The sequence below is a fragment of the Nocardia sp. NPDC087230 genome, from assembly GCF_044744725.1.
GTDB classification, from domain to species: domain Bacteria; phylum Actinomycetota; class Actinomycetes; order Mycobacteriales; family Mycobacteriaceae; genus Nocardia; species Nocardia canadensis.
Genome location: NZ_JBIUYV010000008.1, coordinates 75,125 through 96,210, shown reverse-complemented (window position 1 = coordinate 96,210; position 21,086 = coordinate 75,125). Strand labels below are relative to the sequence as shown.

Annotated in this window: 17 protein-coding genes; 6 read left to right on the top strand and 11 right to left on the bottom strand. The window is 70.5% G+C overall.

Annotated elements, in window-relative coordinates:
- Positions 1 to 124 precede the first annotated feature (124 nt).
- Positions 125 to 1,750: a hypothetical protein gene (locus ACIO52_RS24700; protein WP_316573618.1), complete on the top strand. Its 1,626-nt coding sequence runs from the start codon at positions 125 to 127 to the stop codon at positions 1,748 to 1,750.
- A gap of 59 nt (positions 1,751 to 1,809) precedes the next feature.
- Here the strand turns inward: ACIO52_RS24700 and ACIO52_RS24695 are convergent, their stop codons facing one another.
- From ACIO52_RS24695 to glpK (ACIO52_RS24680), 4 genes are all read right to left on the bottom strand, one after another.
- Entirely contained in the window at positions 1,810 to 2,559 is a 750-nt protein-coding gene (locus tag ACIO52_RS24695) for an SDR family oxidoreductase (protein WP_342801188.1), read from the bottom strand.
- A gap of 187 nt (positions 2,560 to 2,746) precedes the next feature.
- Positions 2,747 to 3,385, bottom strand: coding sequence for a TetR/AcrR family transcriptional regulator (locus tag ACIO52_RS24690; RefSeq protein WP_316573616.1), 639 nt, complete (start codon positions 3,383 to 3,385; stop codon positions 2,747 to 2,749).
- A 54-nt stretch (positions 3,386 to 3,439) separates the two neighbouring features.
- Complete coding sequence (locus ACIO52_RS24685; protein WP_394358662.1) at positions 3,440 to 5,149, bottom strand: glycerol-3-phosphate dehydrogenase/oxidase; 1,710 nt, start codon at positions 5,147 to 5,149, stop codon at positions 3,440 to 3,442.
- Positions 5,149 to 6,666, bottom strand: coding sequence for a glycerol kinase GlpK (glpK, locus tag ACIO52_RS24680; protein ID WP_402647108.1), 1,518 nt, complete (start codon positions 6,664 to 6,666; stop codon positions 5,149 to 5,151). The genes ACIO52_RS24685 and glpK (ACIO52_RS24680) overlap by 1 nt, the downstream gene beginning before the upstream one ends.
- Before the next feature lie 118 nt (positions 6,667 to 6,784).
- Between glpK (ACIO52_RS24680) and ACIO52_RS24675 the strand changes: the two genes are divergently transcribed.
- Both ACIO52_RS24675 and glpK (ACIO52_RS24670) read left to right on the top strand, forming a co-directional pair.
- Positions 6,785 to 7,537, top strand: coding sequence for an IclR family transcriptional regulator (locus ACIO52_RS24675; RefSeq protein ID WP_402647105.1), 753 nt, complete (start codon positions 6,785 to 6,787; stop codon positions 7,535 to 7,537).
- Between the two features lie 61 nt (positions 7,538 to 7,598).
- Positions 7,599 to 9,110 (top strand): glycerol kinase GlpK, encoded by a 1,512-nt coding sequence (gene glpK, locus ACIO52_RS24670; RefSeq protein WP_218717652.1) that lies wholly within the window; start codon positions 7,599 to 7,601, stop codon positions 9,108 to 9,110.
- 25 nt (positions 9,111 to 9,135) lie between these two features.
- Here glpK (ACIO52_RS24670) and ACIO52_RS24665 read toward each other — a convergent pair whose 3' ends face one another.
- The gene (locus tag ACIO52_RS24665; protein ID WP_218717651.1) at positions 9,136 to 9,717 is read right to left on the bottom strand and encodes a TetR/AcrR family transcriptional regulator; all 582 of its coding nucleotides are present in this window, start codon (positions 9,715 to 9,717) and stop codon (positions 9,136 to 9,138) included.
- Between the two features lie 96 nt (positions 9,718 to 9,813).
- On the opposite strand from ACIO52_RS24665, the gene ACIO52_RS24660 reads away from it, so the two are divergent.
- Positions 9,814 to 10,041, top strand: coding sequence for a hypothetical protein (locus ACIO52_RS24660; RefSeq protein WP_218717650.1), 228 nt, complete (start codon positions 9,814 to 9,816; stop codon positions 10,039 to 10,041).
- 56 nt (positions 10,042 to 10,097) lie between these two features.
- Here ACIO52_RS24660 and ACIO52_RS24655 read toward each other — a convergent pair whose 3' ends face one another.
- Entirely contained in the window at positions 10,098 to 10,493 is a 396-nt protein-coding gene (locus ACIO52_RS24655; protein ID WP_342801191.1) for a Rid family hydrolase, read from the bottom strand.
- 193 nt (positions 10,494 to 10,686) lie between these two features.
- Between ACIO52_RS24655 and ACIO52_RS24650 the strand changes: the two genes are divergently transcribed.
- Positions 10,687 to 11,202, top strand: coding sequence for a hypothetical protein (locus tag ACIO52_RS24650; protein ID WP_402647100.1), 516 nt, complete (start codon positions 10,687 to 10,689; stop codon positions 11,200 to 11,202).
- Positions 11,203 to 11,230: 28 nt separating this feature from the next.
- Here the strand turns inward: ACIO52_RS24650 and ACIO52_RS24645 are convergent, their stop codons facing one another.
- Both ACIO52_RS24645 and ACIO52_RS24640 read right to left on the bottom strand, forming a co-directional pair.
- A complete protein-coding gene (locus tag ACIO52_RS24645) occupies positions 11,231 to 12,382 on the bottom strand; it encodes an MFS transporter (protein ID WP_218717703.1) in 1,152 nt (383 codons plus the stop codon).
- Positions 12,383 to 12,611: 229 nt separating this feature from the next.
- The gene (locus tag ACIO52_RS24640; RefSeq protein ID WP_218717647.1) at positions 12,612 to 13,829 is read right to left on the bottom strand and encodes an NADP-dependent isocitrate dehydrogenase; all 1,218 of its coding nucleotides are present in this window, start codon (positions 13,827 to 13,829) and stop codon (positions 12,612 to 12,614) included.
- 245 nt (positions 13,830 to 14,074) lie between these two features.
- Here ACIO52_RS24640 and ACIO52_RS24635 point away from each other — a divergent pair, with 245 nt between their 5' ends.
- Entirely contained in the window at positions 14,075 to 14,725 is a 651-nt protein-coding gene (locus ACIO52_RS24635; RefSeq protein ID WP_402647097.1) for a hemerythrin domain-containing protein, read from the top strand.
- Between the two features lie 18 nt (positions 14,726 to 14,743).
- Here ACIO52_RS24635 and ACIO52_RS24630 read toward each other — a convergent pair whose 3' ends face one another.
- From ACIO52_RS24630 to ACIO52_RS24620, 3 genes are all read right to left on the bottom strand, one after another.
- On the bottom strand, positions 14,744 to 18,640 hold the full coding sequence (locus tag ACIO52_RS24630) for a BTAD domain-containing putative transcriptional regulator (protein WP_402647094.1): 3,897 nt from the start codon (positions 18,638 to 18,640) through the stop codon (positions 14,744 to 14,746).
- 57 nt (positions 18,641 to 18,697) lie between these two features.
- Positions 18,698 to 19,381 carry a hypothetical protein gene (locus tag ACIO52_RS24625; RefSeq protein WP_316573609.1) on the bottom strand — a complete coding sequence of 228 codons (684 nt, stop codon included), beginning with the start codon at positions 19,379 to 19,381 and terminating at the stop codon, positions 18,698 to 18,700.
- A 132-nt stretch (positions 19,382 to 19,513) separates the two neighbouring features.
- A complete protein-coding gene (locus tag ACIO52_RS24620; RefSeq protein WP_218717346.1) occupies positions 19,514 to 21,007 on the bottom strand; it encodes an MFS transporter in 1,494 nt (497 codons plus the stop codon).
- Between the last annotated feature and the right edge of the window lie 79 nt (positions 21,008 to 21,086).

Sequence of the window (21,086 nt, the reverse complement as noted above, 5' to 3'; positions counted from 1 at the left end):
TGACCCCGGTCACCATCGGGCCGCGTAACAGCGGCGTAACGGTTCGGAAAATTGGCGTCTACATCCATCGAGCACCGTCGGTGAGCCGCCGAATTCGACGGCCGCGTGGATGAGGGAGAGGGAAATGGCCGGAGCAGATACCGCTGCCAAAGAAACACTCGAGGACTACACGCTGCGTTTCGCCCCGCGGAGCTACCGCAAATGGAGCCCGGCAGTGGTCGGCATCTCCGCTCTCGGCGGCATCGCCTATCTCGCCGATTTCGCGATCGGCGCGAATATCGGCATCGCGCACGGCACCGGAAACGCGCTGATCGGCATCGGTATCTTCGCCGTCGTGGTGATGCTGACCGGATTTCCGCTCGCCTATTACGCGGCGCGCTACAACATCGATCTGGATTTGATCACGCGCGGTAGCGGATTCGGCTACTACGGCTCGGTGATCACCAATATCGTGTTCGCGTCGTTCACCTTCATCTTCTTCGCGCTGGAAGGTTCGATCATGGCCCAGGGCCTGGAATTGGGCCTCGGAATTCCGCTCTGGATGGGCTATCTGGCCTCGACGGTGATCATCTTCCCGCTGGTCATCTACGGCATGAACACCCTGGCCAAGCTGCAGGTGTGGACCACTCCCCTGTGGCTGCTGCTGATGGTGGCGCCGTTCGGCTTCCTGCTGGTGCGCCACCCCGATTCGGTGGGCTCGTTCTTCGCCTACGGCGGCGAGAACGGTGGCGGCGTCAGCGTGTCCGGCGCGCTGCTGGCCGCAGGCGTGTGCCTGTCGCTGATCGCCCAGATCGCCGAGCAGATCGACTACCTGCGGTTCATGCCGCCGCGCACCCCCGAGAACCGCGCCAAGTGGTGGGGGTGGATGCTGCTGGCCGGTCCCGGCTGGGTGCTCTTCGGCGCGGCCAAGCAGGTCGTCGGCCTGTTCCTCGCGGTCTACCTGATCGCCAATCTGCCCGCCGCGCAGGGCATCGCGAACCAGCCGGTGCACCAGTTCCTGGAGATCTACCGCGACATGGTGCCGGGCTGGCTGGCCATGACGCTGGCCGTGGTGCTGGTGGTCATCAGCCAGATCAAGATCAACGTCACCAACGCCTACTCCGGCTCGCTGGCCTGGACCAACTCCTACACCCGCGTCACCAAGACCTATCCCGGTCGCCTGGTGTTCCTGGTGGTCAACCTCGGGGTGGCGCTGGTGCTGATGGAAGCGAACATGTTCGACTTCCTCAACAACATCCTGGGCTTCTACGCCAACTGCGGCATCGCCTGGATCGTCACCGTGGCCACCGACATCGCGGTGAACAAGTACCTGCTGAAGATCTCGCCGAAGGTGCCGGAGTTCCGGCGCGGCATGCTCTACGACTTCAACCCGGTCGGCCTGGTCGGCTTCGGCCTGTCGGCGGTGCTGTCGATCATGACCTTCTTCGGGCTCTTCGGTGAGCTGCTGAAGCCGTACTCGCCGCTGGTCGCGGTGCTGGTGGCCTTCGTCGCGACCCCGCTCACCGCGATCGCCACCAAGGGCAAGTACTACCTGCGCCGCGCCGACGACGGCATCGAGTTGCCGATGTTCGACGAGCACGGCAACCCGTCGGGCGACCTGCTGCCCTGCCACGTCACCGGCATGGAGTTCGAGCGACCGGACATGATCGCCTCGGCGGTCCCCGGCCCCGAGGGCGAGATCCAGTACATCAGCTCGCTGGCGCTGTCCACCGACCGTGAGGGCAAGCACCTGCTGCCCCGCCAGCACTGACCCACCCACGACGGCCGTGCCGGGCGACCATCTTTCGCCCGGCACGGCCGTCGTCGTGGTCAGAGGAGTTTGCGGACCAGGGGTAGGGGCAGGGTGCGCAGAGCGAAGGCGAGGGGGATCCAGGGCCAGTCGGGGACGTAGGCCTTGGCGCGGCGCTTCTCGATGGCGGCGACCATGGCACGGACGCCGGTTTCGGTGTCCACCATGAACTTCGGCTCGTGCTTGATCCGGTCGTTCATCTCCGAGCGGATGTAGCCGGGGTAGATCACCGAGACATCCACGCCGGGAACGGCTTCGGCGCGCAGGCCCTCGGCCAGCGCCGCGACGCCCGCCTTGGTGGCGGCGTAGGTGGTCAGCGTCTTGGGCATGCCGCGCAGGCCGGAGATCGAGGAGATCATCACCAGGTGACCGCGACCCTGCGCGCGGAAGATCTCCATCGCGGCCTCGGTCTGGGCCAGGGCGGCGAGGAAGTTCACGACGGCGGTCTCACGGTTGGCGGCGTGCTTGCCGGTGCCCAGGGGCGCGCCCTTGCCGAGTCCGGCGTTCACCACGACTCGGTCGAGGGTGCCGAACTCGGCGGCGAACTCGGCGAAGACGGTGAACACGGCGGCGTCATCGGTGACGTCCAGCTGTTTCACCGAGACGACGCGATCGGGATGCGCCGCGAGGATCTCCGCGCGCAGCTCGTCGAGCCGTTCGGTGCGCCGGGCGCACAGGCCCAGGTCGTAGCCGAGGGCGGCGAACTGGCGGGCCATCTCCGCGCCCAAGCCGGAGCTGGCGCCGGTGATCACGATGGTGCCCCGGCTCACGAGAGCGTGTCCGGTGCCTGCGCCCGCGAGGGCTCGATGTGCGAGTACATGCGTTCACGCTAGTCATCCGGCCCCGCCGGTGGAACCGATCGCTACCGATGTGGTGTCGCGGCGGCATGTCCGGGCGCGCGGTCGGACTATCCCGCCACACCCAGGCATCGACCCGACCGACCCGCGCTGCCCGCGCTCACTGGGAATCGGCCGTGATCACGGCGGCCGCCGCGGCACGCAGGTCCACCGCGGCGCGACGCCAGCGGCGATGGGCGCGTTCGGGGTCGGGGACGACGAAGTTGGCGACGAGGATGCCGCGCAGCGCGTCCATCGCGGTGTAGGCGAAGTCGCGGGCGCCCTTGCGGCGCAGATCATCCGGAACCAGCTCGGCCACCGCCCGCAGGACCGCGGTGTTGACCAGCGGTTCGACCTCTTCCATCGCGGCGGCCAGCACCGGATCGGTCCGGCCAGCCACCCACAGTTCCACCGTGGCGATGAACAGTGGTCCCTGATGCAGTTCCCACAGGAACTCGAGCGCGGCGCCGACCGGATCGTCACCGACCGAGACCTGGGTCATCTCGCTCATCGCCGCCGCCACCCGTCGCTCGGCCAGATGCTTGACGGCGGCGACCACCAGGTCGTGTTTGGACCCGAAGTGGTGCACCTGCGCGCCGCGAGTCACCCCGGCCCGCTCGGCGACTCGCGGTGTCGTCGTCCCCGCGTACCCGTACTCGACCAGGCAGTCGATGGTCGCGTCGAGCAGCCGGACGCGCATCTCGCTGCTGCGCTGTTCCTGCGTCCGCCGCTGCGGTTTGTCGGCTGCGGTGCTGGTCATCGGGCGATCCTACCGCTTACATACAGACCTGTTGGTAAGCGGGAGTTCGTCGCGTCACCGCACAGCGACCAGCCGGGCGGAGTTCGCCGCTTCGTCGTCACCCGCCTCGTTGGCGGCCAGTTCGGCATGGACCCGGTCGTAGTAGCGGTTGATCTCGGCGTTGGCGGTGTCGTCGTCCCAGCCCAGCAGCGGCGCGATCAGCCGGGCGATCTCCGGTGCGGCGGCCAGCCCACGGTCGGGGACCTCGATGGAGATGCGGGTGCGGCGGGTGAGCAGATCGTCCAGATGCAGCGCACCCTCGTGGGTGACCGCGTAGACGGCCTCGGCGGCCAGGTAGTCGGGTGCGCCCGGAATCGGCTGACGCAGCGTGGCATCGGCGGCGATCAGATCGAAGATGTCGGTGGCCAGCGCGCCGTAGCGGCCGAGCAGGTGCTCGACGACCTCGAGCGGCAGACCCACCGTGGCGGCCAGTTCGGCGGACTCGGCCAGCATGTCGCGATAGCCCTGCGCGCCGACGATCGGCAGCTGCGCGGTCGTCGAGGCCGGGATGTCACCGCCGAGGCGCGCGGCGACGGCGTCGACCACGTCGGCGGCCATCACCCGGTAGGTGGTGTACTTGCCGCCCGCGATCACGAACAGCCCGGGCACGGGCTCGGCCACGGCGTGCTCGCGCGAGAGCTTGGCCGTCTCCTTCGACGCGCCGGTCATCAGCGGACGCAGCCCGGCGTAGGTGCCGACGATGTCGGCTCTGGTCAGCGGCTCGCGCAGCAGCGCGTTGACATGGTCGAGGATGTACTGCACGTCGGCGGCGGTGGCGGTGGGATGGTTCTTGTCCAGCTCCCACGCGGTGTCGGTGGTGCCGATGATCCAGTGCTCGGCCCACGGGATCACGAACAGCACGGACTTCTCGGTGCGCATGATCAGGCCGGTGTGCAGGTCGAGCCGGTCACGCGGGACCAGGATGTGCACGCCCTTGGACATCCGCACGTGGAACGGGAAGTCGACGCCGGTCATCTTGATCATGTCGTCGGTCCAGACACCGGTCGCGCTGATCACGCTGCGGGCCCGGATGGTGTGGGCGACACCGGTTTCCAGGTCGACGACGTGCGCGCCGACGACCCGCGCCCCGTCCCGCACGAGCCCGGTGACCTTGGTGCGGGTCAGCACGGTCGCGCCGTGGTCGGCGGCGGTCCTGGCGATCATCATGGTGTGCCTGGCGTCGTCGACCTGGGCGTCGTAGTAGCGAATCGCGCCGGTCATCGCGTCCGAACGCAGCGCGGGCGCGAGTTCCAGTGCGCCGGAACGGGTCAGGTGCTTGTGCATGGGGACGGCGCGCGCGCCGCCGAGGGTGTCGTAGAGGGCGACGCCGGCGCCGATGTAGGCGCGCTCCCACACCCGGTGCTGGAGCGGGAACAGGAACGGCACGGGGTGCACCAGGTGGGGCGCGAGCGTGTTCAGCAGCAGCCCACGCTCTTTGAGCGCCTCCCGGACCAGCGCGAAGTCCAGCTGCTCCAGGTAGCGCAGGCCGCCATGGATGAGCTTGGACGACCGGCTCGAGGTACCGGCGGCGAAATCGCGGGCCTCCACCAGAGTGACCGAGAGACCGCGCGCGGCGGCGTCGAGCGCGGCGCCGGCACCGGTCACGCCGCCGCCGATCACCAGCACGTCGATCTCGCGGTCGCCGAGCGCCGCGATCGCCTTGTCGCGGTAGAGGGAGTCCAGGGGAACGGACACGGTGTGCTCCTTGTCGAGGTGATCGGTCATCAGTCGAGTTCGGCCCAGTCGAGGGTGCGTTCGACGGCCTTGAGCCAGCGGCCGTACCCGCGTTCGCGTTGCTCGTCGGACCAGGAGGGGAACCAGCGGAGGTCTTCGTGCCAGTTCGCGAGCAGTTCGTCGGTGGAGTTCCAGACCCCGACCGCCAGGCCTGCCGCGTAGGCGGCGCCCAGGGCGGTGGTCTCGGCGACGACCGGCCGCGAGACCGGGACGCCGAGCAGATCGGCCTGGATCTGCATGGCCAGCTTGTTCACGGTCACGCCGCCGTCGACCCGCAGCGTCGCCAGCCGCACCCCGGAATCACGCTGCATCGCCTCGACCACGTCGCGGGTCTGATAGGCGATGGATTCCAGTGTCGCCCTGGCCAAGTGGGCGTTGTTGCTGTAGCGCGAGAGGCCGACGACGGCGCCGCGCGCGTCGGGTCGCCAGTACGGCGCGAACAACCCGGAGAACGCGGGCACGAAGTACACCCCGCCCGCGTCGTCGACCTGGCCGGCCAGGTCCTCGATCTGCGCGGCGCCCGCGATGATGCCGAGCTGGTCGCGCAGCCACTGCACGGCCGAGCCGGTGACCGCGATCGAACCTTCCAGCGCGTAGACGGGCTTGTCGTCGCCGAACTGGTAGGCGACGGTGGTCAGCAGGCCGTGTGCCGAGCGCACGATGTCGGTGCCGGTGTTGAGCATCAGGAAGTTGCCGGTGCCGTAGGTGTTCTTGGCCTCGCCCGGCTGGAAACACACCTGACCGACGCCGGCGGCCTGCTGGTCGCCGAGGACCCCGGCGATCGGGACCGCGCGCTCGAACGGCCCGTCGGGGTTGGTGGTGCCGAAACCGGCCGGGTTCGACGAGGGCGCGATGGCGGGCAGCATGGCGCGCGGGATGTCGAAGACGCGCAGCAGCTCGTCGTCCCAGCGCAGGGTCTCGAGATCCATCAGCATGGTGCGCGAGGCGTTGGTCGGATCGGTGACGTGCACGCCGCCGCGGATGCCACCGGTGAGGTTCCAGATCAGCCAGGTGTCGAGCGTGCCGAACAGGGCGTCACCGCGTTCGGCGTCGGCGCGCACGCCCTCGATGTTGTCGAGGATCCAGCGCAGCTTGCCGCCCGAGAAGTACGGCGCGGGCGGCAGACCGGTGCGCTCGCGGATCAGATCGCTGTGCCCGGCGGCCTCGAGCGCGGTGATGATCCGATCGGTGCGGGTGTCCTGCCAGACGATCGCGTTGTAGTACGGGCGGCCGGTGTGGCGGTTCCACACGACGGTGGTCTCGCGCTGGTTGGTGACGCCGATCGCGGCCAGATCGGCGGCGGTGAGGTCGGCCGAGGCGAGCGCGGTCTTCACGACGGTGCGGGTGCGTTCCCAGATCTCGTCGGGATTGTGTTCGACCCAGCCGGGCCGCGGCATGATCTGCTCGTGTTCGAGCTGATGCCGGGCGACGACCGTGCCACCGCGGTCGAAAACCATGAAACGCGTCGAGGTCGTGCCCTGGTCGATCGCGCCCACATACCGATTCATCGTGGTCCTTTCGAGCGGGCTCACCGTCGAGCCCGGCACCCACGCTAGGAACGGCCCGGCCCCGCCGCCACGGCCGCCGTTCGACAATGCCGAACGCTCGGGCTGATAGGTTCGGGCGGTGCCGGGTCCGATCCAGTCGATCGAGCGAGCCGCCGCCGTGCTGCGGCTGCTCGCGCGCGGGTCGGGGCCGATGGCGGTGGGCGAGATCGCCGCCGCGCTCGACCTGGCCAAACCCACCGCGCACGGGATTCTGCGGACGCTGCTCGGGGTGGGCTTCGTCGACCAGGACCCGAGGACGGGGCGGTATCTGCTCGGGCCCGCGCTGGGCGAGCTCGGCACCGACCACCTCGATGTCAACGAACTGCGCTCACGCGCGATCCACCGGGCCGACGCGCTCGCCTCGCGGACCGGCGAGTCGGTGCGGATGGCGGTGGCGCGACCGTCGGGGGTGACGGTGGTGCACCACGTGTTCCGGCCCGACAACACCGAGCAGGTGCTCGCCGTCGGCGAGGTGCTGCCCGCGCACGCCACCGCGCTGGGCAAGGTGCTGCTCGCCTACGACGCGGCATCGAACCCCGCTGCGCTGCAGTCCTTCACGCGCCGCACTATCGTCGACCCGACCGCACTGGACCGCGCGATCGCGCAAGTGCGGCGCACCGGCTGGGCCGGCGAGGTCGAGGAGTATCGCTCCGGCGAGGCGGGCATCGCCGCGCCGATCCGCGCCAGAGGAGGACTGGTGGTCGCCGCCATCGGCATCTCGGGACCGACCGATCGGCTGTGCGACAACCGATTACAGATCCGGCCCGCCGCCGTGGAGCAGGTGCGCGCCGCCGCGCAGGCCGTGCACCGCGATCTCGGAGCGGCGCGATGATCCGGGCCACCCAGCCGCGCCCCGCACGACCCCGGCGCCGCGTGACGAACGGGAGAATCCGGTGACGCCCCGGTATGTCCTCGCCCTGGATCAGGGCACCACCTCCACCCGCTGCATCGTGTTCGATCGTCACGCCAGGCTGGCCGGCCTGGCCCAGCGGACCCACCGCCAGCGCTATCCGCGCTCGGGCTGGGTCGAGCAGGACGCGCTGGAGATCTGGCGGACGGTCGAGCGGATCGTGCCCGCGGCGCTGCGCGATGCCGGGATCACCGTCGAGCAGGTGGCCGCCATCGGGATCGCCAACCAGCGCGAGACCACCGTGGTGTGGGATCGCGCGACCGGGGTGCCGGTGCGGCCTGCCATCGTCTGGCAGGACATCCGTACCGAGGAACTCGTCGAGCGGTTCCGGGAAACGCCGGGCGCGCACCGGATCACGGAGCTGAGCGGGTTGCCGCTGGCGACCTATTTCGCCGCACCCCGGCTGCGCTGGCTGCTCGACCACGTCGACGGGCTGCGGGCCCGCGCCGAACGCGGCGAGGTGCTGTTCGGGACCATGGAGTCCTGGCTGATCTGGAATCTCACCGGCGCGCACGTCACCGATGTCACCAACGCGGGCCGCACCCTGCTGATGAATCTGGCCACCCGGCAGTGGGACGAGGAACTGCTTCGGTTCTTCGATATCCCGCGCGCGATGCTCCCCCGGATCGAGCCCTCCACCGGCGATTTCGGGATCGCGCGCACGGTTGCCCCCGGCGTCCGGATCGGCGCGGCCCTCGGCGACCAGCACGCCGCGCTGTTCGGCCAGACCTGCTTCGCTCCCGGCGAGACCGAATGCACCTACGGCACCGGTGGATTCCTGATGATGAACACCGGCACCGACCTGATCCGGTCCGAACACGGACTGCTCACCACCATCGGCTACCAGGTGGGTCCCGACCCGGTGTACGCGCTGGAGGGCCCCATCGCGGTCACCGGGTCGCTGGTGCAGTGGTTGCGCGACATCGTCGGTCTGATCGCCACCGCACCCGAGATCGAGACCCTGGCGAGCACCGTCGACGACAACGGCGGCTGCTATCTGGTCCCCGCCTTCTCCGGGCTCTACGCACCGCATTGGCGCAGCGATGCCAGGGGCTTGCTGATCGGGCTCACCTCCTACGTCACCAAGGGGCACCTGGCGCGGGCGGTGCTGGAGGCCACCGCCTGGCAGACCCGCGATGTGGTCGAGGCGATGAACGCCGATGCCGGATTGCGGGCCCGATCGCTGCGGGTCGCGGGCGGGATGGCCGCGAACAATCTGCTCATGCAGATCATCGCCGACGTGCTCGGCGTCGCGGTGATGCGTCCGCTGGTGACCGAGACGGTCTCGCTCGGCGCGGCCTACGCCGCCGGCCTGGCCGTGGGGTACTGGCCGGATCTGCAAGGGCTGCGGAGCAATTGGCGGGTGGCGGCGCAATGGGTGCCCCAGGCCGACCGCGCCGTCCGCGACGAGGAGTACGAGCGGTGGCAGCGGGCGGTGCAGCTCAGCGTCGGCTGGGCGCGGCCTGCGGGCGCCGCCGGTAGCTCACAAACTTGACCGATCGTTCCTGAAAGGACCGAACTCAGCCCAGGATCGACGCGGCCACCCGGCCCGCGTCGCGCAGGCGGGTGGCGGAATTGGGCGCGCGTTCGAGCACCCAGACGCCCTGGAAGAAGACGAGCAGGAAGCGGGCCATGGCGCGGGTATCGGCGTCGGGCGGCAGTTCTTCCTGCGCGCGGGCGCGCGAGAGGGCGGAGAACAGCGCCGTCTCCGTACGGGCCCAGCTGGATTCGACCAGCCGCGCGACCTCGGCGTCGCGTGCGGCGAGCTCGACCGCGGCGGTCGTCACCAGGCAACCGAGGAATCTGTCCGCCGCGCAGGACTCGGTCACGAACCGATCGATCAGCCCTCTGATCGCGGGCAGCGCCGGGCCGGGCCGGGCCAATTCCGCGGTGATCCGCGCGTCGACGATCTCCAGGTGCCGCTGCAGCGCCTGCATGAACAGTTCGTGCTTGCTGCCGAAGGTCGCGTAGATGCAGCCCCTGGCGATCCCGAGATGCTCGATCAGATCCGCGATCGACGTGGTCTCGTAGCCGCGCTGCCAGAACAGATCCAGCGCGCGGTCCAGCACCACGTCGGGGTCGAATTCTTTGGTACGCGCCACTTTCCGAGCATACCAACGCCTATTGCGACCGATCGGTCACGTATGCAACACTTCGAGCCGCCCTTCACGGTCACACAGTTGAACAAAGGATTCACCATGGCGTTCACCAAGCTGCTCGGCGCAGGCATCGCGGCGCTGGCTTTCGGAGCGGTCCTCGCCGCGGGCCCGGCCACGGCCGCTCCGCTGACCCCCGCCCCCGTCGTCGCCCCCGGCGAACCCGCTCCGGGCGGTGCGTCCACGGGTAGTGCCTTCCTCGACGAGTTCGGCTCGTTCCTGCGCCAGCTGCAGTGCGGCTCGGCGTACTCCTGCAACCCGCCCGCCTAGCCGCGGCGGTCCGTCGCGCACTCGCCGCCGGGGCGGTCGGCGAGTGCGCGGTCACCTCAGCCCAGCGCCGCGAGCGCGTCCACCTCGAACAGCATGCCCGGCAGGGCCAGCGCGGCGACCCCGAGCAGGGTCTGCGCGGGCGGCCGGTCACCCCAGATCGCGGCGATCTTGGCGCCGAGCACCGTCAGCTTCTCCACATCGTGGTCGACGACGAACGTGCGCAACTGCGCGACATCGGCGTAGTCCGCCCCCGCCGACCGCAGCGCGACGCCCAGATTCGCGAACGCCCGATCCACCTGCTCGCCGAAATCGGTACTGGTCGTGTGCCCTTCGGCATCGGAGTCGTACTGCCCCGCGATGACGACCAGTTCGCCCGTCACCCGCGCGACGTGGCTGTACCCGAACCCGGTCGGATCGTGCAGTTCGGACGGGTTGCTGATCACTACTGACATGACACCTCTCCTGTTGCCGATGGTCCTGCGCAGAGGAGACGACGCGGCGCGCCCGAGTGTGACATTTCCGGGCGTTCAGCCGGTGGATCGGGCGCGGGCAGGGGTCGGTGCACGGGTTGTCGCGTTGCAGCTCGGTGCCCGACCGGCCTCCGTGCTTGTAGGGTTCGGTGAGCAAACCGGGGAGGACTCCTGCATGGCACAGCTTCGGCATCGGATCGACGAAATGACCGATGACTCGGGATATCTCGGTCTTGTCGACCCACACGCGTACACGTCGTTCGTGGGCGAAGACTGGACCTTGGAGCTACTGTTCGAGCGCGTCGAATCGCAGATCCGGCAGCGGACGATGCTGCTCTGGGGAACCGGCGGCGAGGAGCAATGGCAAATCGACCTCTCGGACTCGCCGGTAGATCCGCGGCTGCCGATCATCAGGCAGATCGCCGGCCCCATCACCGTGACGGGCGGTGAGCTGGTCGTCGTCCATTTGGACACGGTCACCATGGCCGCCCAGTTCGCCGACTCCGCCGTGGACGACGACAAGGAGATCTACGGGTCCAGCGTCGAACTCCCGAACGGCGACTACATCTGCACCATCAGTCAGCTCACCGATCCCGAGCGGGACCGGACACATGACGGCCCCGACTTCCACCTCCAGCTGCTGGCTGGACGAACCCCGCCATGGTCCGGAGTCGCATGGTCCGAGCTGTGATGCTCCGGCGGAACGCACGACAGCGGGGTCAGCCGGCGGTGTCCGGCGCGCGGCGCCGGGCGGCCCAGACGGTGACGGTGAACAGGCCGACGCCGAGGATCGCCAGGAGGGCGCCGACGGCGGCGGGGGCGGTGTAGCCGAGACCGGCGGCGATGACCAGCCCGCCCAGCCAGGCGCCCGCCGCGTTGGCGATGTTGAGGGCGGCGTGGTTGAGGGCGGCGGCGAGGGTCTGGGCGTCGGCGGCGACGTCCATCAGGCGGGTTTGCAGGCCGGGGGCCAGGGCGGCGCCGGACGCGCCGACCAGGAACGCGCCGATCGAGGCGGTGATCGGGTTGTGCGCGGCCGCAACGAAGCCGGCCAGGATGATCACCATCGCGATCATGCCGACGAGGATCGAGCGGTCCACGCCCCGGTCGGCCAGGATGCCGCCGAGGACGTTGCCCGTGATCATGCCGAGGCCGAACAGGGCCAGCACGATCGGGACCGCGCCGATCGGCATGCCCGCGACGTCGGTCATGGTGGTGGCGATGTAGGTGTAGACGGCGAACATGCCGCCGAAGCCGATCGCGCCCACGGCCAGGGTGAGCAGCACCTGCGGGCGGCGCAGCGCGCCGAGTTCGGTCATCGGGTTGGTGATCTTCATACCGCTCAGGCTCGGCACGAACCGCCACAGCGCGGCCACCGTCGCGACCCCGATCACCGCGACCACGACATAGGCGTCCCGCCAGCCCAGATGCTGGCCCAGCCAGGTCGCGCCCGGCACCCCGATCACATTCGCCACGCTCAGCCCCAGCATCACCGCGGCCACCGCCTTGGCCCGCTGCCCGACCGGGGCGAGCGTAGCCGCGGCCAGCGAGGCGACACCGAAGTAGGCGCCGTGCGGCAGACCGGAGACGAACCGGGCCGCCACCAGCGTGCCGAAGGTCGGGGCCAGCACCGTCGCGGCATTGCCGACGGTGAACGCGGCCATCAACGCGATGAGCAGTTTCTTGCGCGGCACCCGGGCGCACAGCGCGGCGATCAGCGGCGCGCCGACGACGACGCCCAGCGCGTACGCCGACACCGCGTGCCCGGCCGTCGGCTCGGAGATGTCGAAGTCGGCCGCGATATCGGGCAGCAGACCCATCGTCACGAACTCGGTGGTGCCGATGCCGAACCCTCCCAGCGCCAGCGCGAGCATCGCCGGGACATGCCAGTTCGTGCGTGGCGTCTCGACGAGACCGGAGGCGGAGAGGGAAGAAGTCACGCATCAATGCAACGGGCCCCGCTTCCCGATCGCTACCCGGGGCGAGGGTGAGTTATCCCACCCCGATGCCCGGCGACGAGAAAGGCGCCCGCATCGGGTCCGATGCGGGCGCCTTGCCCAGCGGTGCGGGTGCCGCGGTTCGACGCGGCGCCCCAGCTCTATCTCACTTCAGGGCGCGAGCGAGGTTCACGTCCAGCGCACCCAGGAACTCCTCGGTGCTCAGGTAGCCCTGGTCGCCGCCGACGAGCAGCGCCAGGTCCTTGGTCATCTGCCCGCCTTCGACGGTCTTGATGACGACGTCCTCGAGCGCCTGCGCGAAGCCGATCACCTCGGGGGTGTTGTCCAGCTTGCCCCGGTGCTCCAGGCCACGGGTCCAGGCGAAGATCGACGCGATCGGGTTGGTCGAGGTCGGCTTGCCCTGCTGGTGCTGGCGGTAGTGCCGGGTGACGGTGCCGTGCGCGGCCTCGGCCTCACAGGTCTTGCCGTCCGGGGTGAGCAGCACCGAGGTCATCAGGCCCAGCGAGCCGAAGCCCTGCGCCACGGTGTCGGACTGCACGTCGCCGTCGTAGTTCTTGCAGGCCCAGACGTAGCCGCCCTCCCACTTCATGGAGGAGGCGACCATGTCGTCGATCAGGCGGTGCTCGTAGGTCAGGCCCGCCGCGTCGAACTCGGCCTTGAACTCGGCGTCGAAGACTTCCTGGAAGGTGTCCTTGAACATGCCGTCGTAGGCCTTGAGGATGGTGTTCTTCGTGGAGAGGTACACCGGGTAGTTCTGCTGCAGGCCGTAGTTGAAAGAGGCCCGCGCGAAGTCCTCGATGGACTTCTTGAAGTTGTACATGCCCATGACGACGCCGCCGTCCTCGGGCATCTTCACGACCTCGTGCACGATCGGCTCGCTGCCGTCCTCCGGGGTGAAGGTCAGCGTGACGGTGCCCGCCTCGTAGACCTTGAAGTCGGTGGCGCGGTACTGGTCGCCGAACGCGTGGCGGCCGATGATGATCGGCTTGGTCCAGCCGGGCACCAGGCGGGGCACGTTGGAGATGATGATCGGCGCGCGGAAGATGGTGCCACCCAGAATGTTACGGATGGTGCCGTTGGGCGAGCGCCACATCTTCTTGAGGCCGAACTCCTTCACCCGCGCTTCGTCGGGGGTGATGGTGGCGCACTTCACGCCGACGCCGTACTTCTTGATGGCGTTCGCGGCATCGACGGTGACCTGGTCGTCTGTCTTGTCGCGGTACTCGATGCCGAGGTCGTAGTACTCGAGGTTCACGTCGAGATACGGGTGGATCAGCTTGTCCTTGATGAACTGCCAGATGATCCGGGTCATCTCGTCGCCGTCGAGTTCTACGACGGTACCTTCAACCTTGATCTTGGACATGGATCTTCGTGTCCTCCTAGGATGGTGCCCTCATTGCACGGCCAGGCGAACACGCTTGTGAGCGGACCCCAGCTGTTCCAACAGACAACGTATATGCCCCGCGTTGTCTGCGGGACGTGTGGTGCAAACAAGACGAGCGTACTGCTGCCCCCTACCTCACCGCGATGGGAGGGCCCGCTGTGCGGGACTCCGCCGGCGCAGCGGACGGCAAACGGGTCGCAAGTGACCGAGGGCACTGTCGGGTCATGACCGACATACGCTCGACACCCAACCTACTCGGCATGCGCCTGGCCCATCGCGCGATGCTGGCCGATACCGCCCGGTTCGCCGCTCTGACCGGGGAACTCGCCGCCACCCGGACACCGTGTCCGCCGCGGCGGGCCCGCGCGATCGCCGACTATCTCGGCCTGCTGTGCGACTCCATCCACCATCACCACCGCGTCGAGGACGAGGTGCTCTGGCCGACGCTGACCGCCGCCGCGGGCGACGCGGTGGAACTCAGGGAGCTCACCGACGACCATGCCCAGCTCGACCCGGCGCTGGCCCAGATCAGGACGACCTGTGCCGACCTGGTCGCCCGCCGCCCGGGTGCCGCCGCCGACCTGGCCGAGCGGCTGACCCGGCTGCACACCGTGCTCGACGAGCACATCGCCGACGAGGAGCGCACGGTCTTCCCGATCATCACCGAGTACCTGACCACCGCGCAGTGGGAGCGGGTCGAGGCGGCGGCCCGCGGCGGCGCGGTGATGAGTTTCGAACTGCCGCGCATGGTCGCGGTCTGCGCGCCGACGGAACTCGCCGAACTGAGGGCCGAGGGTGGACTGCCGGTGCGGGTGATGCTGACGGTGTTCGGTTTCGGATACCGCCGTCGGGAGCGTGTGCTGGCCGGTGGATGAACCAGTGGCGGCGGCGGGCTACGCGGTCGCCGACGGCCCGCCCGCGGTGGTGCCGAGATCGTCGAGTGCGGCCAGTTCGGTCGCGATGGCGGCGAGCACGTCCTCGGCCGCGGCGCGGTGCGCGGTCGCGGCGGCGTGGTCACCCAGCCGGTCGGCCAGTTCGGCGAGGACGGTGTCGACCGGGCCGAAGGCGACCGACCCGGAGTCCATTCCCGCGATGGTGCCCGCCCTCGGCAGCAGATCCTGATAGAGCTGCCGGGCCGCCTCGATCGTGCCGATCCGGGTGACCACCCTGGCCTCGAACACCGACATCGCGCACCAGTAGTAGTCCCGCAGCACCGGGGTGCCCGCGCCGAGCACAGCGGCCGCTCGCTCGGTGTCGCCCGCGTCGAGCAGGGCCAGCATGTACGCGGACCTGAGCGCGTGCGGCGCGGCCGCGTTCAGCGCGGCGAAACCCTCCAGGCCGGGCGCGAGGTCGCCCAGCGCCCACCCGGTCATCATCTCGGCGAGCAGGACCAGTTCGGCGCCGTTGGCGTGACCTGCCGCGATCATCTTCGCGCTGAGGTCGGCATCGATGGCCTCGGCGGTCGCGAAGTCGCCGCGCAGCGCGGCGAGCACAGCCAGGTGCGCGGTGGACACGACCAGCAGCGGGCCGAGCTGGCCACCCTCGGCGCAGTCGAGTGCCTTGGCGATCTCGGCTCGCGCGGCGACGAGCCGGCCCGCGCCCGAGGCGACGAGGAAGCGCAGGAAATGCGCGACCGCCTGGTACTCCGGCAGCCCCGCCTCGGTCGACACGCGCAGCAGTTCGTCGGCCAGGGCGCCGCGCTCCGGCCACAGGTCGGGGCCGAGCGCGACGAAGGCCCTGGCATTGAGTGCGGCGCACAACAATTCGGGATCACCGAGCTCGCGCGCCGTGCGCAAGGCCTCGGCGGAGCAGGCGAAGGCGTGCGGGTTGTCGAAGCCGACGACTTCGAAGGCGGTGCTGACGAGCAGCCGGATCCGCAGGTCGGGCGCTGTCGTACGCGCCGACGCGGCGGCCAGCTCCGCCCACATGCCGGGGTCGGGCAGACCGCGTTCGCGGCTGGTCCAGATGGTGGGGGCACGCCAGCAGGTGAGGACCGCGACGACGGGATCGGTGGCGATGATCCTGGCATCGTCGCCGCGCGCGGCGGCGGTGTTCGGCATGAGGGCGCGCGCCGTTGCCAGAGCTTCGACGCGCAGGATGCGGGCCTGTTCGTCGTTGCCGCCGTAGGCGAGGGCGTTGATCAGCGCGCAGGTGGTCGACAGGGCCGCCAGGCGGTCGGCGCGCGGTGCCGTGGCGTCGACGTGTCCTGCGCTGGTGTGCAATTCGAGGGCGGAGCGCCACAGTGGCTCGGCGTCCTGGTGGGCGCGACGGGCGGTGCGGCGGCGGGCGGCGGCGAGGACGTAGCGCAGCGCGCGGGTGGCGTTCGCGGTGCCTGCCCCGGCGATGGCGTGGTGGGCCATGGCGTCGAGGTCGACGGTGCCGGTAGCGGATTCGAGGTCCGCCGTGGACGCGCCGGTGCGGCGTTCGAGGAGTTCCAGTGCCGACCAGTGCAGGCGGGCGCGGCGCAGGGTGGGGATGTCGCCGTAGACGGCGTCGCGGATCAGGGCGTGGGCGAAGGTGATCCGATCGGTGTCCGCGATGCGGACCAGTCCGGCGACGGTCACCGTGTCGACCAGGTCGATCAGCGTGTCCTCCGGTTCGGCGGTCAGCTCGAGCAGGGTGTCGAAGTCGATGTCGTCGCCCCAGACGGCGGCCAGGCGCAGGGCGCGGGCCGCGCCCGCGGGCAGCCGGGCGATCCGGCGGCCGAGGACGTCGCGGACGCCGTCCGGCACGGCGTGCAGGTCGCCCACCGCCGCGGCGAGGGTAGCGACCTCGCGGACGAACAGCGGGTTGCCGCCGGTCCTGGCGCGCAGGCGTTCGGCGGTGTCGTCGTCGATGGCCCGCAGACCGGCCCGGCTCGCGATGGCGCGCACCGCCGCGGTGTCGAGGCCACCCAGTTCGAGGCGGCGGCCGGTCACCGCCGCCAGCGCGGCGGCCGAGGCGCGCACGCCCGCGTCGGCCTCGTCACCGCGCGCGGTGACCAGGACCAGGACCGGGCGATGCGCCAGCCACGCCACCAGTTGGCGCAGGATCTGCAGGGTGGCGCTGTCGGCGCGATGGACGTCCTCGAGGATCACCAGCACGGGCCCGTCGACCAGTCGCTGCGCGCAGGCCCGCGCCACCGCCCGCGCGATGCCGAACGGACCGGCTTCCCGCTCCGCCTCCGCGCCGAGCCCTTCGAGCAGATGCGTCCAGGCCCACGCCGCGGGCGCACCGTCGACCTCCGGACACGCGGCCCCGGCGACGGTCCACCCGTCCCCGGCCAGCACCTGGGCCAGGGCCTCGCTCTGCGTCGTCTTCCCCGCTCCCGCTTCCCCTTCCAGCCACACCACCCGGGCCCGCCCGTGCGCCACCACCTCGGCCGCCTCGGCGCGCAGCGCCGCCCGTTCGGCGTCGTAGCCGACCGCGTCCGCGCTGAACCGCGCTCGCGGGGCGGGCCGATCCGGACCACCGCCGGCCCCGGCGGCCTTCGCCGCACCCACTCCCCCGACACCCGCGCTCGCCGCGCTCGCCGGGGTCGCCGAGGTCGCCGAGGTCGCCGAGGTCGCCGAGGTCGCCGAGGCATCGTCGCCGACAGATCGCGCCGGGTGTCCGACGCGGTGGTCGGTGAGCGGCTCCGCCTCCGCGAAGGTCACCGGCGGCCCACCGTCGGCAGACCGCACGGCTTCGGTCGAACCGATCGCCGAGCCTCTCGACTCCCCACCACCGGCGGGCTGAGCTTGTCCAGCCGACGAATCCACCAGACCCGGCCGCGCAGGTCCAGCCAACGGTTGCACCGGATCGGTCTGGGCTGGTCCAGCAGATGATTGCACCGAGTCGGCAGGGTGTACCGCGCCGGTCGATCCCGGTACCGAGTCGGCAGAGTGCACCGCGCCGGTCGATCCCTGCGCCCAGTCGGCCGGGCGTACCGCGCCGGTCGATCCCCGCACCGGCTCGGCTAGGTGCGCCGCCCCGGTCGATTGCCGCACCGGCTCGACGAAGTGCACCGCCCCGGTCGATTGCTGCATCGGCTCGGCGGGGTGCGCCGCAGCGGTCGAGTGGGTCGGTGGCAGGTCCAGTTCCGGGGCGTGGGTGAGGATGGCGGTTTCGAGGGCGGCGAGGGCCGGGCCGGGCCGGACGCCGTATTCGGTGTCCAGGTAGTCGCGGACCCGGCGGAGGGTGGCCAGGGCGTCGAGCTGGCGGCCCAGGCGGTAGTGGGTCAGTGCCAGGAGGCGGGCGGCGTTCTCACGGTCGGGGTGATCGGTGACGTGCGGGTGCAGCAGGGCCAGGGCCTCGTCCGACCGGCCGAGCGCCAGGGCCGCTTCGGCGCGGCGTTCGACGGCGACGCGGCGGAGTTCGTGCAGGCGGGTGGCTTCCGGGACGACCCAGTGGGCCGTGGCGAAGGGAGCGTAGGGCTCACCGTGCCAGCACGCCAGGGCCGCACCGAGCGCCGCGTAGCGCTGCGCCGGATCGGTGCGATCGCCGTCGGCGAGCAGGCGTTCGAAGTGCCACGCGTCGACCGCGGACCGGTCGAGCCGCAGTGCGTAGCCGGGGGCCTCGGAGATCAGCACGGTGGCCGGGGCGCGGGGCGGGCGATCGGGTTCGAGGGCGCGGCGCAGGTAGGAGATGTGGGCCTGGAGGGCGCCCAGGGCCTTCGGCGGCGGGTCGCCCGCCCACAGGTCGTCGATCAGGCGATCGGTCGAGACCACCTCGCCGCCGGCGAGCACCAGACGGGCCAGGAGCGCGCGCTGACGCGGTCCACCCAGATCGGCGGGCCGCCCACCCACCTCGACCCGCAACGGGCCGAGCACTTCGATGCGTACGGCGGGCGTGCCGCCGTACGGTCCTTCGTCTTCGATGCGGTCAATCTACCTGGCGATACGCACCCCCGCGAGGCCGATCGCCACACCCTGGGCGACGGTTCCGGGGATGATCCACCAGCCCTCCGCGCCGGGCAGCACCCCGGGCAGCATCGCCGCGACCGTCATCGACAGCGTGCCCAGGATGATCAGCACGCCGGACCAGCGGCCGAACACGGCGGCGGGCCGGATCAGCGCGTACACCGCGAGCAGCACGAACCCGAGCAGCAACGCCAGCGACAGCGGCGCGAGCACCGCGGCCGAGGCGTCGGCGATCTCGGTCGCGGCGTGGTGGTCGAGATGGGTGCTGACGAACACCTCGTGATAGGCCCCGATCGGGATCACCACCGCCAGCCCGGCGAACAGCAACCCGTGCGCGAGGGTGAGCATCTTGCCCGCCCGCTCGTCACCCGGCCTGCGGATGGCCCGGATCAGCGCGGGCAGCCCGACCGCCATCAGCACCGCGCCGACCGCGAAGGTGAGATGCGCGGCCGCCCAGGTGGCCGCCTGCTCGGAGGACTCGGCGTGTTCCAGCGGATGCATGAGGTTGCCCGCCGCCCACAGGGCCGCGCCCACGGCCAGGACCACTGCCCTGCCCCGATCCCGACTCCCCGGCGGGACGGAGCTCGACGTGCGGTCGGCGGAATGCGCTAGCGCGGTGTTGTTCGCCTCATCGGCGGTCTCGATAGTCATGCACAGAGCGTGACCGCGGCCGATTGGCGCCCACTTGCGAACGAATTGCGATCGCCTGGCCCGCGCGCCGCCGCCCGGCACACACGCGGGCCCCGCCTGCCGAAACGGCGTGCGGGGCCCGGTGCTCCGAACTCAGACCGCGACCGGCACCCGGGTGGCGTGCTCGTCGCCTTCGATCAGGTTCTCCGGCTTGTCCCTGATCATCACCGCGATCACCACGGCGGCGGCGAGGAAGAACCCGGCGCCGACGTAGAACGCGACGTCGTAGCTGTAGATCGAGGCGCGTTCGACGAGGTGGTCGATGGTCGGGTTGTCGGTCGCGTAGTTCTTCGCGGCCTGCACCGACAGCGTCGTCAGCAGGGCGGTGCCGACCGCGCCGCCGACCTGCTGAGCCGCGTTGAGCAGCGCGCTGGCCACACCGGAGTCCGCGGCGTCGACCTGATGCAGCGCGACGGCCTGCATCCCGACGAACAGCGGGCCCATGCCGAGCGCGATCAGCAACTGCGCGGGCAGCACGCTCAGCGCGTAACCGTCGCCGTAGCCGAGCTGGGCCAGCCACAGCAGGCCGACGGTGCCGAGCAGCGCGCCGACGACCATCAGCGGACGCGGGCCGAGCTTGGGCATCAGCGCGCTGGTGACTCCGGCCGAGACCGCGATGCCCACCGGGAACGGCAGGAACGCGACGCCCGCTTTCAGCGGCGAGTAGCCGAGGGTGTTCTGGTAGTAGAAGCTCAGGAACAGGAACATCGCGAACATGGCGATCGGGATCAGCAACGCGGCCAGCAGCGCGCCGCCCCGGTTGATCTCGCCCGGAATGCGCAGCGGCAGAAGCGGATTCGACGAGCGCGCCTCGATGACGACGAAGGCGATCAGCAGCGCGAAGCCCACCCCGAGCAGGCCGAGCGTGCTCCCGGCCAGCCAGCCGTCCTCGGCGGCCCGGCTGAATCCGTACACGATCGCCACCAGGCCCGCCGTCACCGTGACGGCGCCGGGCAGGTCGTAGCCGCCCAGGCGCGGCGCGGGCACATCGCGCACGATGACCGCCAGCGCGCCGAGCAGCGCGACGATCGCGACCGGGGTGTTCATCAGCAGCGTCCAGCGCCACGACACGTACTCGGTGAGCGCGCCGCCCACGATCAGCCCGAACGCGACGCCACCGGCCGAGATGCCGGCGAATACCGCGAACGCGCGGGCCCGTTCCTTCACGTCGGTGAACGTCACCGACAGCAGCGACAGCGCCGAGGGCGCGAGCAGCGCGGCGAACGCGCCCTGCAAGCCGCGCCCGAGGAACAGCTGCAAGCCGTCCTGGGCGAGTCCGGCCAGGGCCGATGCGGCGGCGAAGCCGACCAGGCCGATCAGGAAGATCCGCCTGCGGCCGAGGTAGTCGGCCATCCGGCCGCCGAGCAGCAGCAGGCCGCCGAAGATCAGCGTGTAGGCGGTGAGCGCCCACTGTTTGTCGCCCTCGCTGATGCCGAGGTCTTTCTGGGCGAACGGGAGCGCGATCGTCACGACGGTGGCGTCGAGGATCACCATCAACTGCGCGGAGGCGAGCACGGCGAGCGCCCACCAGCGCGTCGAACTCTGTTGTATCTCAGTAGGTTTCGCATCTATTTCGGTGCCGGTCACCGCGGACTCCTAGTCACTCGAAGGCTCGCGCTCAATCCTGACACCGCGAGACAATTGGCGTCAAGAGAAAAATGTCTGA

Coding starts and splice junctions, on each gene's coding strand:
- ACIO52_RS24700 (WP_316573618.1), top strand. CDS start 125: ATGGCCGGAGCAGATACCGCTGCCAAAGAAACACTCGAGGACTACACG.
- ACIO52_RS24690 (WP_316573616.1), bottom strand. CDS start 3,385: ATGACCAGCACCGCAGCCGACAAACCGCAGCGGCGGACGCAGGAACAG.
- ACIO52_RS24685 (WP_394358662.1), bottom strand. CDS start 5,149: ATGACCGATCACCTCGACAAGGAGCACACCGTGTCCGTTCCCCTGGAC.
- glpK (WP_402647108.1), bottom strand. CDS start 6,666: ATGAATCGGTATGTGGGCGCGATCGACCAGGGCACGACCTCGACGCGT.
- ACIO52_RS24660 (WP_218717650.1), top strand. CDS start 9,814: ATGGCGTTCACCAAGCTGCTCGGCGCAGGCATCGCGGCGCTGGCTTTC.
- ACIO52_RS24655 (WP_342801191.1), bottom strand. CDS start 10,493: ATGTCAGTAGTGATCAGCAACCCGTCCGAACTGCACGATCCGACCGGG.
- ACIO52_RS24650 (WP_402647100.1), top strand. CDS start 10,687: ATGGCACAGCTTCGGCATCGGATCGACGAAATGACCGATGACTCGGGA.
- ACIO52_RS24645 (WP_218717703.1), bottom strand. CDS start 12,382: ATGCTCGCGCTGGCGCTGGGAGGGTTCGGCATCGGCACCACCGAGTTC.
- ACIO52_RS24640 (WP_218717647.1), bottom strand. CDS start 13,829: ATGTCCAAGATCAAGGTTGAAGGTACCGTCGTAGAACTCGACGGCGAC.
- ACIO52_RS24635 (WP_402647097.1), top strand. CDS start 14,075: ATGACCGACATACGCTCGACACCCAACCTACTCGGCATGCGCCTGGCC.
- ACIO52_RS24625 (WP_316573609.1), bottom strand. CDS start 19,381: ATGACTATCGAGACCGCCGATGAGGCGAACAACACCGCGCTAGCGCAT.